A 13,067-nucleotide genomic window follows, 5' to 3' on the forward strand; every position below is an offset into this window, starting at 1 on the left:
TGAAATCCGATCCATGTTTAACTTGAACGCTTGTTCAATGAAAAAACGCTGGTCCGCTGCCGGTGTTCAACAGGAGGATTCCTTTGCTGAACCCGTTCATTCCGAACCTCACGTCATTCGACGAGGTGCACGCCCTATGAGTGCACCGAACCCTTCCCTTGCCAATGGCAAGATCCGCATGAACCCCCCGGTGTTCTACTTTGCGGCGAGTTTCATCCTCATCTTTGGCCTGGTAGTCATCTCCAACCCGCAAGCCGCAGGTGACTGGTTGCTGGCGGCGCAGAACTGGGCGGCCAACACGGTCGGCTGGTACTACATGCTGGCGATGACGCTGTACCTGGTCTTCGTGGTGGTCACCGCCTTGTCTGGCTACGGCAAGATCAAACTCGGTGCCGACCACGACGAACCCGAGTTCAGCTACCTGTCGTGGGCCGGCATGCTGTTCGCCGCCGGCATCAGCATCACGCTGTTCTTCTTCTGTGTCTCCGAACCGCTGACCCACATGCTGCAACCGCCCCAAGGCGAAGCCGGCACGGTCGAGGCCGGGCGCCAGGCGATGCAGATCCTGTTCCTGCACTGGGGCCTGCATGGCTGGGGGGTGTTCGCCTTCGTCGGCATGGCATTGGCCTATTTCGCCTACCGGCACAACCTGCCGCTGGCCCTGCGTTCGGCGCTGTACCCGCTGATTGGCAAGCGCATCAACGGCCCGATCGGTTATGCGGTGGATGGCTTCGGCATCATCGCCACGGTGTTCGGCCTGGGCGCCGACATGGGCTTTGGGGTGCTGCATCTGAACGCCGGTCTGGACTACCTGTTCGGTATCAGCCACAGCCAGTGGGTGCAGGTGATCCTCATCACCCTGATGATGGGCGCGGCTGTGGCCGTAGCCGTGGCCGGGGTGGAGAAGGGGGTGCGGGTGATGAGCGATATCAACCTGTTCCTGGCCTGTGCGCTGCTGCTGTTCGTGCTGTTCGCCGGGCCTACCCAGCACCTGTTCAACACGCTGATCCAGAACCTGGGCGACTACCTGGGTGCGTTGCCGCGCAAGAGCTTCGACGTGTATGCCTATGGTGAAAACCGTGGCTGGCTGGGCGGCTGGACCGTGTTCTACTGGGCCTGGTGGATTGCCTGGGCGCCGTTCGTGGGCCTGTTCATCGCCCGCATCTCCCGTGGCCGTACCATCCGCGAGTTCGTCTTTGGCGTGCTGCTGATTCCGCTGGGCTTCACCCTGGCGTGGATGTCGATCTTCGGCAACAGCGCCCTGGACCAGGTGATCAACCACGGCATGACCGCACTGGGTCAGTCGGCGTTGGACAACCCGTCGATGAGCCTGTACCTGCTGCTGGAAACCTACCCCTGGAGCAAGGCAGTCATCGCCACCACGGTGTTCATCAGCTTCGTGTTCTTCGTCACCTCGGCCGACTCGGGCACCGTGGTGCTGTCGACCTTGTCGGCCAAGGGCGGTGACGCTGATGAAGATGGGCCGAACTGGCTGCGTATCTTTTGGGGGGCGATGACTGCACTGATCACCAGTGCGCTGTTGTTCGCTGGCAGCATCGATTCGCTGAAGTCGGCAGTGGTGCTGACGTCGCTGCCGTTCTCGCTCATTCTGCTGTGCATGATGTGGGGGCTGCACAAGGCGTTCTACCTGGAGTCGCAGCGGCAGATCGCGCAGATGCACTCGCTGGCCCCGTTCGCCCAGTCACGTCGCGGTCGTGGCGGCTGGCGCCAGCGCCTGAGCCAGGCGGTGCACTTCCCGTCGCGTGATGAGGTGTACCGCTTCATGGATGATGTGGTGCGCCCGGCGATTGCCGATGTGCGTGAAGTGTTCGAGCAGAAAGGCCTGGTACTGATTACCCAGGACGACCCTAGCCATGACAACGTCAGCCTGAAGATTGGCCATGGCGAGGAACAGCCGTTCATTTACCAGGTGCAGATGCGTGGCTATTTCACGCCATCGTTCGCCTTGGGGGGGCTGGGTACGCAGGAGTTGAAGAACCGCCGCTATTACCGGGCGGAGGTGCACCTGAGCGAAGGCAGCCAGAACTATGACCTGGTGGGCTACAGCAAGGAGCAGATCATCAACGACATCCTCGACCAGTACGAGCGGCACATGCAGTACCTGCACCTGGTCCGCTGAGCAAGCTCTCCTGTCCTGGCCTCTTCGCGGGCTTGCCCGCTCCCACATGCACGGCACCGGTTTCGAACCCTGTGTTGTACCTGCGGGAGCGGCCCGCGAAGAGGTCAGGACGGGCAACCGCTAGAAGGGTGCATCCCCAAGGATGGTTGCCCGGTGCATCACCCGCCGGTTCGGTCGGTAATCATCCACCGCAAAATGCTGGGTCACGCGGTTGTCCCAGAACGCCACGTCATTCTCCTGCCAACGCCAGCGAATGCTGAACTCCGGTCGCGTCGCATGGGCGAACAGCAGCCTCAGCAGCGCATCGCTTTCCAGTTCGCTCAGTTCATTGATGCGTGTAGTGAACCCTTCATTGACGAACAACGCCTTGCGCCCGCTCACCGGATGCGTGCGCACCACCGGGTGCGACAGCGGCGGGTTGTTGCGCCGGGTAGCCTCCCAGCGCGCCAGGTCTTGCGGCGTGGTGCCAAAGCGCTCCAGCGGGAACGACTTGGTGAAGTCGTGGGTAGCGGTCAGCCCGTCCAGCATTTCACGCAGCGGCGCCGACAAGGCCTCGAAGGCCGCAATGCCGCTGGCCCAAAGGGTATCGCCACCGTAAGCAGGCAATTGCTTGGCGCTGAGTACCGCGCCCAGTGCCGGGGTCGGCAAAAAGGTCACGTCGGTGTGCCACACGGCGTTGTCGCGCACATCGGTAACCGCCGTGTCGAGCACCAGCACCTGTGGGGTGTCTGGCACGTTGGGGTAAATCGGGTGGATGTGCAGGTCGCCGAAGCGTGCGGCAAAGCGCGCCTGCTGTTCCGGGTTGATCGGTTGGTCGCGGAGGAACAGCACCTGGTGCTGGAGCAGTGCCTGCTCGAGGGCATCGCGCTCTTCTGCACTGATATCGCGGCGGAGGTCCACGCCGCTGATCTGGGCGCCGAGTGCTGGGCTTAGGGGAGTGATGGTCAGGCTCATGTCGGTCTCTTCAATCGGGCGCCAGCGTGCTGGCGTGGACAATGGGGTTCAGTGAATCTGCCCATGCCAGGGCACCAGCTTGCGTTGCAGGGCACGCAGGCTCATTTCCAGAGCGAAGGCGATCAGGGCGATCAGCAGGATGCCCAGCACCACCACGTCGGTGACCAGAAACTGCGCCGCCGACTGCACCATGAAGCCCAGGCCGCTGGTGGCGGCGATCAGTTCGGCGGCCACCAGGGTCGACCAGCCGACCCCCAGGCCAATGCGGATGCCGGTTAGGATGTCAGGCAATGCACTGGGCAAAATGACGTGGCGGATCAGTTGGGCCTTGGATGCACCCAGCGACTGCGCCGCCCGCAGCTTGGCCGGGTCTACCGTGCGCACACCGGTGGCTGTGGCAATGGCGATGGGGGCGAAGATTGCCAGGTAGATCAGCAGCACTTTCGACAGCTCGCCGATACCGCACCAGATGACGATCAGTGGCAGGTAGGCCAGCGGCGGGATGGGCCGGTAGAACTCGATCAGCGGGTCGAGAATGCCGCGGGCCACGCGGTTGTAGCCGATGGCGATGCCGACTGGTATTGCGGTCAGGGTCGCAGCCACCAGCGCCAGGCCGATGCGGCCCAGGCTTGCGCTCAGGTGCTGCCACAGGCTGGCATCCATGTAGCCTTGGGTCAGCAAGGTCCATGCCTTGGCCAGGATGTCGCCGGGCGAGGGCAGGAACAGGGGCTCTACCCAACCGGCAGCCGTCACCAGCCACCAGACCAGTAGCAGGCTGGCCAGGGTCAGGGTGCTGATCCAGCGGGTGGACAGCGGGCGGCGTAGCGTGGCGGCTGGCCGGATTTGGGCGTTGTTTTTGCCGGCGACCGGCAGGTCCAGGCTGCTCATGCGCGCTCCTGCAGGCTTTGGCGTTGGGAAAACACCCGCGCCAGCACATGCTCGCGGGTTTCGATGAACGCTGGGTCGGACTTGATGGCCCGGGCCGATTCGCCAGCGGCATAGCGCTGGCCGAAGTTCAGCTGCAGGCGTTCCACTACGCGTCCTGGGTTGGGCGCCAGCAGTACCAGTTCGCTGGCGAGGAACACCGCTTCTTCGATGTCGTGGGTAATCAGGAACACCGGCTTGGCGGTGCGTTGCCAAACTTGCAATAGCAGCTCTTGCATCTGCTCACGTGTGAAGGCATCGAGGGCACCGAACGGTTCATCCATCAGCAGTACCCGAGGGTCGGCCGCCAGCGCCCGGGCAAGGCCCACACGCTGCTTCTGGCCACCGGACAATTGCCAGATGCGCCGTTCGCCGAAGCCATCGAGGTCGACCAGGGTGAGCATTTCGCGGGCCTTGGCCTCACGCTGGGCGCGGGGTACGCCGGCCAGTTCGAGGCCGAAGGCGACATTGCCCAGCACGTTCTGCCATGGCAGCAGGGCATCGTCCTGGAACACCACGCCGCGTTCTGCACCGGGGCCCTGCACCGGCACGCCATCGAGGGTGATGTGACCGCCACTGGGGGCGACGAAGCCGGCGATCAGGTTGAGCAGTGAGGTCTTGCCGCTGCCGGAAGGCCCCAGGGCCACCAGCAGTTGGCGTGGACCCAGGCTCAGGTTGATGTCGGCCAGCACCGGGGTGCTGGCGCCTGGGTACTGTGCGCTGATGCGCTCCAGTTCGAGCAAGGCCATGACGGGCTCCGGATCAGTTTGGAAGGAACTTGGCGCTGACGTACGGCGAGTAGTCCGGCAGCACTGCTTCGACTTTGCCTTGCTGTTTGAGGAAGTTGGCGGTGTCCGTCAGCGCCTGGGTGGTCGGCGCGCCCAGGGCGTTGGCCTGGTCAGCGGCCAGCGGGTAGACGTTGCCCTCCAGCAGCACCGGGATGTCGCTGGCCTTGGCACCTGACAGCTTCACCAGCTTGTCTACGTTGCCCTTGTCGGCCAGCCAGGCTTTCGGGTCCTTGCGGTAGTCGGCGTAGGCATCGAGGGTGACTTTGGCAAAGGCCTTGACCACATCAGGGTGTTTCTCGGCGAAGTCCTTGCGCACGATCCAGGCATCGAAGGTAGGCGCGCCTTTCTGCGCCAGTTCGCCGGAGGTGATCAGGACCTTGCCGTTTTCCTTGGCCACGCCCAGGGCCGGGTCCCACACGTAGGTCGCATCGATGTCGCCGCGCTTCCAGGCGGCAATGATGGCCGGCGGCGCCAGGTTGAGAATCTGTACCTTGGAAGGGTCGATATTCCAGCTTTTCAGTGCGGCAAGCAGGCTGTAATGGCCGGTGGATACGAACGGGACGGCGACCTTCTTGCCGATCAGGTCTTGCGGCGACTTGATGCTGTCACGGGCCACCAATGCTTCACCGGCGCCAATCTGGGTGGCGATGAGGAAGGTCTCAACCGGCAGCTTGCGGGTGGCGGCAGCGGCCAGCGGGCTGGAGCCCAGGTAGCCGATCTGCACGTCGCCGCTGGCCACCGCAGTGATCACGTCTGCGCCGTTATCGAACTTGCGCCAGTCGATGCTGGCCTTGCTGGCTTTTTCGTAGTCGCCATCGACCTGCGCCACTTTGGCCGGGTCGACAGTGGTCTGGTAGGCCACTGTCAGGTCGGCTGCCTGGGCCAACCAGCTGGTGCTGGCGAGGGTCAGGGCGGCGAACAGGCGCAGCGGAGCGTGCGGGATCATGGTTGAACCTCTCGTCAGGCAAGTCGTGTTGGATGACGAGAAGGCTAAATGATCTAAGAAAATTAAAATAAATAACTTTTTTGCATTAGCTTAGGAGCCAAACGCTTTAAAGCCATGACCCCGTGACGAAGCCAGAGGTGCCTGCAAGACCCTATAGAACGATTTGGCATTAGGTTATGAGCAAACGTTTGCAAATAACCAAAAGTTATTAGAAAATTCTCTGCTACAACGAATGGCAGTAAAGGTTCCTAACATATTCCTTAAAAGTCTTACAAATTCATAAAACAGTCATTTTGGATTTATAGGATTGTCATTATCCTGTAGCGCAGGTGGCGTCTTAGACCAAAGTCGCGAAACGTTTAGAAACGATTGACTTAACGGTCACGCTTTGGGACTAAATCGCCCATCCCGGTGAGCGGGGCATCAGACCCCTCCGCCAGAGATACACAAAAATTAGAACGTAGAGGAGCAAAACATGTACAAGTCCAGCCTGGCTCTGGCCGTGGCACTGGGGGTTTTCGCCCAACAAGCAGGCGCTGCCGGTTTCGTTGAGGACAGCAAGCTGTCGCTCAGCTCGCGCACCATGTACTACGACAACAACAACCGTGAAGCCCACGGTACTGTTCGTCCGGATCAGCGCGAAACTGGCCAAGGTTTCAAACTTGACTATATTTCGGGTTTCACCGAGGGGACTGTTGGCTTTGGTGTTGATGCCCAGGCATTGTGGGGTATCCACCTGGATGGTGGCCGTGGCTACCACAAAAGCGGCTTCATGCCAGACGACAGCAATGGTTCTTCTGTAAACCAGTGGGCTCGTTTCGGCGCTAACGCAAAAGCGCGCTTCTCCAAAACCGAAGTGCACTACGGTAGTGCGCTGGCGCCTAACCTGCCGATCCTGGTCGCCAACGACGGCCGTGTGCTGCCTCAAACCTTCGAGGGTGGCACCATCCAGTCGAAGGAAATCGACAATCTGACCATCAACGCCGGTCAGCTGACCCACGCCATGGGCCGTGCTTCGAGCAACCGTACCGGTCTGTCTGTTTCCGGCGCGTCTGCTGACAGCAACAAGTTCCGCTACGGTGGCTTGGACTACAAGCTCACGCCAGACCTGACGCTGCAGTACTACTATTCGAACCTGGAAGACTTCTACAAGCAGCATTTCCTGGGCGCGACTCACGTATTCAAAATCGCTGACGATCAGTCGTTCAAAACCGACCTGCGTTACTTCGACAGCAGCAGCGACGGCAAGAACGGTAGCGGCGGTGGTTACAACTTCGATAACAACAAGGGTTACGCCAAAACCAATGGCGAGGTCGACAACAAGACCTGGTCCGCAATGTTCACGTACACCTTGGGTGGTCACTCGCTGCTGTTGGGCCATCAGCAAATTAGTGACGACGGTGGTTTCGTCTGGCTGAACCAGGGCGGCGTGGTTGACGGCAACGGTCGTAACGAAGGCGCCGGTGGCTCCAGCTTCTACCTGTTCACCGACAGCATGATCAACCAGTTCGCCAAGGCCGGTGAAAACACCACCTTCGGTCAGTACGCCTACGACTTCGCTCGCCTGGGCGTGCCGGGCCTGAAAGCGTCGGTTTCCTACCTGAAAGGTGAAGATGGCAAGAATGCCAATGGCAACGGCCACTTCAGCGAATGGGAACGTGACGCCCGTGTCGACTACGTTATCCAGGAAGGCACCTTCAAGGGCTTGGGCGCCAGCCTGCGTCACGGCGTATACCGTGGCACCGGCACCAGCTCGCTGGCTGACCAGGACCAGACCCGCCTGATCTTCAACTACACTTACAACTTCCTGTAAGCCGTAGCTGAAAAAGAAGCCTCGCCTGATGCGAGGCTTTTTTGTGCCTGCAGATTTATATGTATATTGGTTATAAATAAATCGTTAATTATTCCTTTTGTTTTTAATCGATTGCAGGCACATTGAACCCATACGGTACAGAACCCAGCCCAGGAGCCGCAGCCCATGAGCCTCAAACTCGGCGATATCGCCCCCGATTTCGAACAGGATTCCAGCGAAGGCAAGATCCGCTTCCACGAGTGGCTGGGCAACAGCTGGGGGGTGTTGTTCTCCCACCCGGCCGACTTCACCCCGGTGTGCACCACCGAGTTGGGCCTGACCGCCAAGCTGAAGGACGAATTTGCCAAGCGCGGGGTCAAGGCCATCGCCCTGTCGGTGGACCCGGTCGATTCGCATCACAAGTGGATCGATGACATCAACGAAACACAGAATACCGTGGTCAACTTCCCGATCATTGCTGACGCTGACCGCAAGGTGTCCGACCTTTACGACCTGATCCACCCGAACGCCAGCGACACCCTGACCGTGCGCTCGCTGTTCATCATCGACCCGAATAAAAAGGTGCGCCTGACCATTACCTACCCGGCCAGTACCGGGCGCAACTTCAACGAAATTCTGCGGGTGATCGACTCGCTGCAGCTGACCGACAACCACAAGGTCGCCACACCCGGTAACTGGCAGGACGGCGACGAAGTGGTGATCGTGCCTTCGCTCAAGGATGAGGAGGAGATCAAGCAGCGCTTCCCCAAAGGTTACCGGGCGGTCAAACCCTATCTGCGCCTGACCCCTCAACCCAATCGTTAATGGATTCCTCGTTGCATTGCTCTTAGCCAAGCAGGGATTTTCGGGCCGTTTCGACGGCCCTTTTTTATACCTGCAAAAAACCTGTGGGAGCGGGCGCGCCCGCGAAGAGGCCCTCGTGAATAAAGACGATAATGGAATAAACAAATGAGAAAATATGATTTCTAGATATATGTAGCAGCTGTTAATGTCACCTCCAACAGAACACAAGGAAGCGCAGCAATGCTGGTCGTCTCAATCGGTGGTAGCCCAAGTCTCCGTTCACGCTCCGGCGTGCTGCTCGAGCGTTCGCGCCAGTGGCTGCAGGATCGCGGCGTTGAAGTGGTGACGTTCCAGGTGCGTGACTTCCCCGCCGAAGACCTGTTGCATGCCCGTTTCGACAGCCCGCATGTACAACACTTTCAACAGCTGGTGGCCCAGGCCGATGGCCTGATCGTCTCCACCCCGGTGTACAAGGCTTCGTTTTCCGGTGCCCTGAAAACCTTGCTTGACCTGCTGCCCGAGCGCGCCCTGGCCCACAAGATCGTGTTGCCCATCGCCACTGGCGGCAGCATCGCCCACATGCTGGCGGTGGATTACGCATTGAAGCCGGTGCTGTCGGCACTCAAGGCACAAGAGACCCTGCAAGGGATCTTTGCCGACGACAGCCAGGTGGCTTACGCAGAAGGTACAAAGCCCGCGCAGTTGGTACAGGCGCTGGAAGAACGCCTGCACGACTCGCTGGAAACCTTCCACGTCGCCCTGGCCCGTCGGCCGCGCCCTGTGGCCCCTGGCGTACTGAACGAACGTCTGATCAGCGCTCGCTGGAGCATCTGAAGGGCATTACCCGCTTCACCACCTTACTCGCCCGTTAACGAGGCAAGCAGGTGCAACCCGAACCCCATTCGCACAGGAGAGCGCCATGCGCACAGTCTTCTTGCGTCGTGGTCTGGTCGCCCTGTTTGCGGCGGCTGTGTCCTTCGGCGCCATTACCCAAGCCCAGGCCGAGAGCCTGCGTATCGGTTACCAGAAATACGGCACCTTGGTGCTGCTCAAGGCCAAGGGCACGCTGGAGAAGCGCCTGGCCGAGCAGGGTGTACAGGTGCAATGGACCGAATTCCCCGGCGGCCCGCAGTTGCTTGAAGGGCTGAACGTCGGTTCCATCGATTTTGGTGTCACCGGCGAGACCCCGCCTGTGTTCGCTCAGGCCGCCGGCGCCGACCTGCTCTACGTGGCCTACGAGCCGCCAGCGCCGCACAGCGAAGCGATCCTCGTGCCCAAGGGCTCGCCGATCCAGTCGGTGAAGGACCTCAAGGGTAAAAAGGTCGTCCTCAACAAAGGCTCCAACGTGCACTACCTGCTGGTCCGCGCCCTGGAAGACGCCGGCCTCAAGTACAGCGACATCCAGCCTGTCTACCTGCCGCCGGCCGACGCCCGCGCCGCCTTCGAGCGCGGCAGCGTGGATGCCTGGGTGATCTGGGACCCTTACCAGGCCGCCGCCGAGCAGCAGCTGCAAGCGCGCACCCTGCGTGACGGCAAGGGCCTGGTCGACAACCACCAGTTCTACCTCGCCACCCGCAACTATGCGACACAGCACCCAGCGGTGATCAACACCGTGATCGAGGAAGTGCGCGCTGTGGGTGAGTGGTCCCAGGCCAACCCGCAGGAAGTGACCGACCAGGTTGCCCCGCTGCTCGGCCTGCCTGCCGACATCACCCTGACCTCGGTCAAACGCCAAGGCTACGGCGCTGCGCCGCTGACCCCGGACGTGGTGGCCGCGCAGCAGAAGATCGCCGACACGTTCCAGGCGCTGAAGCTTATTCCCAAGCCGCTGAGCATCAAGGACGTGATCTGGACACCCCCTGCCAAAGTCGCTAGCGCGCCTTGATTGACTGCCAGTGCCGGGGCGCCGCTCCGGCTAAAGCCACCCTTGAGGAGACGACTCCAATGAGCCTTAACATTTTCTGGTTCCTCCCAACCCACGGTGACGGCAAGTACCTGGGCACTTCCGAAGGCGCACGTGCGGTCGACCACGGTTACCTGCAGCAGATCGCGCAGGCCGCCGACCGCCTTGGTTTTGGTGGGGTGCTGATCCCGACCGGGCGCTCCTGCGAGGACTCCTGGCTGGTGGCCGCGTCGCTGATCCCCGTGACCCAGCGCCTGAAGTTCCTTGTAGCCCTGCGCCCGGGCATCATTTCGCCGACCGTGGCAGCACGCCAGGCGGCCACCCTCGATCGCTTGTCCAATGGCCGTGCGCTATTCAACCTGGTGACCGGTGGTGATCCGGACGAGCTGGCGGGTGACGGCCTGCACCTGAACCACCAGGAGCGCTACGAAGCTTCGGTCGAGTTCACCCGTATCTGGCGCAAGGTGCTGGAAGGCGAAAACGTCGATTACGACGGTAAGCACATCCAGGTAAAGGGCGCCAAGCTGCTCTACCCACCGATTCAGCAACCACGCCCACCGCTGTATTTCGGCGGCTCGTCCGAGGCCGCCCAGGACCTGGCGGCCGAACAGGTCGAGCTGTACCTGACCTGGGGCGAGCCACCGGCAGCCGTTGCCGAGAAGATCGCACAGGTGCGCGAAAAAGCGGCTGCTCAAGGTCGCGAAGTACGCTTCGGTATCCGCCTGCACGTGATCGTGCGGGAAACCAACGAAGAGGCTTGGGCCGCCGCCGAGCGCCTGATCTCGCACCTGGACGATGACACCATCTCCCGCGCCCAGGCCTCGCTGGCGCGTTTCGACTCGGTGGGCCAGCAACTCATGGCCGCCCTGCATGGCGGCAACCGCGACAACCTGGAAGTCAGCCCCAACCTGTGGGCAGGTGTTGGCCTGGTACGGGGCGGCGCGGGTACCGCGCTGGTGGGCGACGGCCCTACCGTGGCAGCACGGGTCAAGGAGTATGCCGACTTGGGCATCGATACCTTCATCTTCTCGGGTTATCCACACCTGGAAGAGTCTTACCGTGTGGCGGAGCTGCTGTTCCCGCACCTGGATGTGCAGCGCCCAGAGCAGCCGAAAACCGGTGGTTATGTAAGCCCGTTCGGCGAAATGGTGGCCAACGACATCCTGCCCAAATCTGTGTCGCAGAGCTGAGGGCCTGGCCATGAGTCGTGCAACTTCTTCCAATCTGACCCAGCGCCTGGCGCCGTGGGCGCTGCCGGTGCTGCTGTTGGCCATATGGCAACTGGCCGTCAGCGCCGGCTGGCTGTCGACGCGTATTCTGCCGGCACCTAGCGCAGTGGTAAGCGCTGGCGTCGAGCTGGTGCGCAGCGGCGAAATCTGGACCCACCTGGCCATCAGCGGCTGGCGTGCAGGCCTGGGCTTTGTCATCGGCGGCAGCATCGGCCTGGTACTGGGCTTCATCACCGGCTTGTCGAACTGGGGCGAGCGCCTGCTCGACAGCTCGGTACAGATGATCCGCAACGTGCCGCACCTCGCGCTGATCCCGCTGGTGATTCTGTGGTTCGGTATCGACGAATCGGCAAAGATCTTTCTGGTCGCGCTGGGCACGTTGTTCCCGATCTACCTGAACACCTACCACGGCATCCGTAACGTTGACCCAGCGTTGGTGGAAATGGCGCGCAGTTACGGCTTGTCCGGCTTCGGCCTGTTCCGCCAGGTGATCTTGCCGGGGGCGCTGCCTTCGATCCTGGTGGGTGTGCGTTTCGCCCTTGGCTTCATGTGGCTGACGCTGATTGTTGCCGAAACCATTTCGGCCAACGCCGGCATCGGTTACCTGGCAATGAATGCTCGCGAATTTCTTCAGACCGACGTGGTAGTGCTGGCCATCGTCCTGTATGCCGTGCTCGGCAAGCTTGCCGACCTTGCGGCCCGAGGCCTGGAGCGTGTGTGGCTGCGCTGGCACCCGGCCTATCAAGTTTCCAGGAAGGAGGGCGCATGACCGTGCTCAAGGAACAGCCGCCACGCCTGCTGCGTGGCACCCCGCTGGCCTCCAAGGGCCTGCGCAAGACCTTTGGCCAGCGCGAAGTTCTGAAGGGTATCGACCTGCACATTCCGGCCGGCCAGTTCGTGGCCATTGTCGGTCGCAGCGGCTGCGGCAAGAGCACTTTGCTGCGGCTACTGGCCGGGCTGGACCAGCCCACCGCCGGGCAGCTGCTGGCCGGTGCCGCGCCGCTGGAAGAGGCCCGTGAAGAAACCCGCCTGATGTTCCAGGACGCGCGGCTGCTGCCGTGGAAGAAGGTGATCGACAACGTTGGCCTTGGGCTGTCTGGCGACTGGCGCCCGCGTGCGCTGGAGGCCTTGGATGCGGTTGGCCTGGCCGACCGCGCCAACGAATGGCCGGCAGCGCTCTCGGGAGGCCAGAAGCAGCGCGTGGCTTTGGCCCGAGCCTTGATTCACCAGCCCCGCCTGCTGCTGCTGGACGAGCCACTGGGGGCGCTGGATGCATTGACCCGTATCGAGATGCAGCAACTGATCGAACGCCTGTGGTGTCAGCACGGCTTCACTGTGCTGCTGGTCACCCACGACGTCAGCGAGGCGGTTGCCGTGGCTGACCGGGTGATCCTGATCGAGGACGGCGAGGTCGGGCTCGACCTCACTGTTGACCTGGCACGGCCCCGGGCGCGTGGTTCGCACCGTCTGGCCGCGCTGGAAAGCGAAGTGCTCAACCGTGTTCTGTCCACCCCGGGCACTGCGCCCGAGCCGGATCCTGTAGCCCCTCTGCCCACGCAACTGCGTTGGGCGCATTGAATCCCAGAA

At 61.8% G+C, this 13,067-nt stretch carries 12 protein-coding genes; 8 read left to right on the forward strand and 4 right to left on the reverse strand.

What is annotated here, in order from left to right; genetic code table 11:
- Positions 1-178 precede the first annotated feature (178 nt).
- Positions 179-2,140 carry a choline transporter BetT gene (betT, locus tag ACI7M0_RS00955; RefSeq protein WP_010951610.1) on the forward strand — a complete coding sequence of 654 codons (1,962 nt, stop codon included), beginning with the start codon at positions 179-181 and terminating at the stop codon, positions 2,138-2,140.
- A gap of 120 nt (positions 2,141-2,260) precedes the next feature.
- Here betT and tauD read toward each other — a convergent pair whose 3' ends face one another.
- The 4 genes from tauD to tauA are packed head-to-tail and all read right to left on the reverse strand — an operon-like array spanning position 2,261 to position 5,752.
- Positions 2,261-3,094, reverse strand: a complete 834-nt coding sequence (gene tauD / locus ACI7M0_RS00960; RefSeq protein WP_020191044.1) for a taurine dioxygenase — start codon at positions 3,092-3,094, stop codon at positions 2,261-2,263.
- 48 nt (positions 3,095-3,142) lie between these two features.
- The gene (gene tauC, locus ACI7M0_RS00965) at positions 3,143-3,982 is read right to left on the reverse strand and encodes a taurine ABC transporter permease TauC (RefSeq protein ID WP_129932969.1); all 840 of its coding nucleotides are present in this window, start codon (positions 3,980-3,982) and stop codon (positions 3,143-3,145) included.
- Positions 3,979-4,767, reverse strand: coding sequence for a taurine ABC transporter ATP-binding subunit (gene tauB, locus ACI7M0_RS00970; protein WP_010951613.1), 789 nt, complete (start codon positions 4,765-4,767; stop codon positions 3,979-3,981). Before tauB ends, tauC begins: the two co-directional genes overlap by 4 nt.
- 13 nt (positions 4,768-4,780) lie before the next feature.
- On the reverse strand, positions 4,781-5,752 hold the full coding sequence (gene tauA, locus ACI7M0_RS00975) for a taurine ABC transporter substrate-binding protein (protein ID WP_003255840.1): 972 nt from the start codon (positions 5,750-5,752) through the stop codon (positions 4,781-4,783).
- Positions 5,753-6,227: 475 nt separating this feature from the next.
- Here tauA and ACI7M0_RS00980 point away from each other — a divergent pair, with 475 nt between their 5' ends.
- The 7 genes from ACI7M0_RS00980 to ssuB all read left to right on the forward strand — a co-directional run bounded on the left by ACI7M0_RS00980 (position 6,228) and on the right by ssuB (position 13,058).
- Positions 6,228-7,565 carry an OprD family porin gene (locus ACI7M0_RS00980; protein WP_129932970.1) on the forward strand — a complete coding sequence of 446 codons (1,338 nt, stop codon included), beginning with the start codon at positions 6,228-6,230 and terminating at the stop codon, positions 7,563-7,565.
- 165 nt (positions 7,566-7,730) lie between these two features.
- Entirely contained in the window at positions 7,731-8,369 is a 639-nt protein-coding gene (locus ACI7M0_RS00985; protein WP_003255836.1) for a peroxiredoxin, read from the forward strand.
- A gap of 219 nt (positions 8,370-8,588) precedes the next feature.
- Complete coding sequence (ssuE, locus tag ACI7M0_RS00990; protein WP_003255835.1) at positions 8,589-9,182, forward strand: NADPH-dependent FMN reductase; 594 nt, start codon at positions 8,589-8,591, stop codon at positions 9,180-9,182.
- Positions 9,183-9,267: 85 nt separating this feature from the next.
- Positions 9,268-10,233, forward strand: a complete 966-nt coding sequence (locus ACI7M0_RS00995; RefSeq protein WP_014589331.1) for a sulfonate ABC transporter substrate-binding protein — start codon at positions 9,268-9,270, stop codon at positions 10,231-10,233.
- A gap of 59 nt (positions 10,234-10,292) precedes the next feature.
- Positions 10,293-11,441 carry an FMNH2-dependent alkanesulfonate monooxygenase gene (gene ssuD / locus ACI7M0_RS01000; protein ID WP_129932971.1) on the forward strand — a complete coding sequence of 383 codons (1,149 nt, stop codon included), beginning with the start codon at positions 10,293-10,295 and terminating at the stop codon, positions 11,439-11,441.
- Between the two features lie 10 nt (positions 11,442-11,451).
- Positions 11,452-12,249, forward strand: coding sequence for an aliphatic sulfonate ABC transporter permease SsuC (gene ssuC / locus ACI7M0_RS01005; protein ID WP_020191050.1), 798 nt, complete (start codon positions 11,452-11,454; stop codon positions 12,247-12,249).
- Positions 12,246-13,058 (forward strand): aliphatic sulfonates ABC transporter ATP-binding protein, encoded by an 813-nt coding sequence (ssuB, locus tag ACI7M0_RS01010; protein WP_129932972.1) that lies wholly within the window; start codon positions 12,246-12,248, stop codon positions 13,056-13,058. The genes ssuC and ssuB overlap by 4 nt, the downstream gene beginning before the upstream one ends.
- Positions 13,059-13,067: the final 9 nt, after the last annotated feature.

It is taken from the genome of Pseudomonas sp. 10(2024) (assembly GCF_045164175.1).
Taxonomy (GTDB): Bacteria; Pseudomonadota; Gammaproteobacteria; order Pseudomonadales; family Pseudomonadaceae; genus Aquipseudomonas; species Aquipseudomonas alloputida.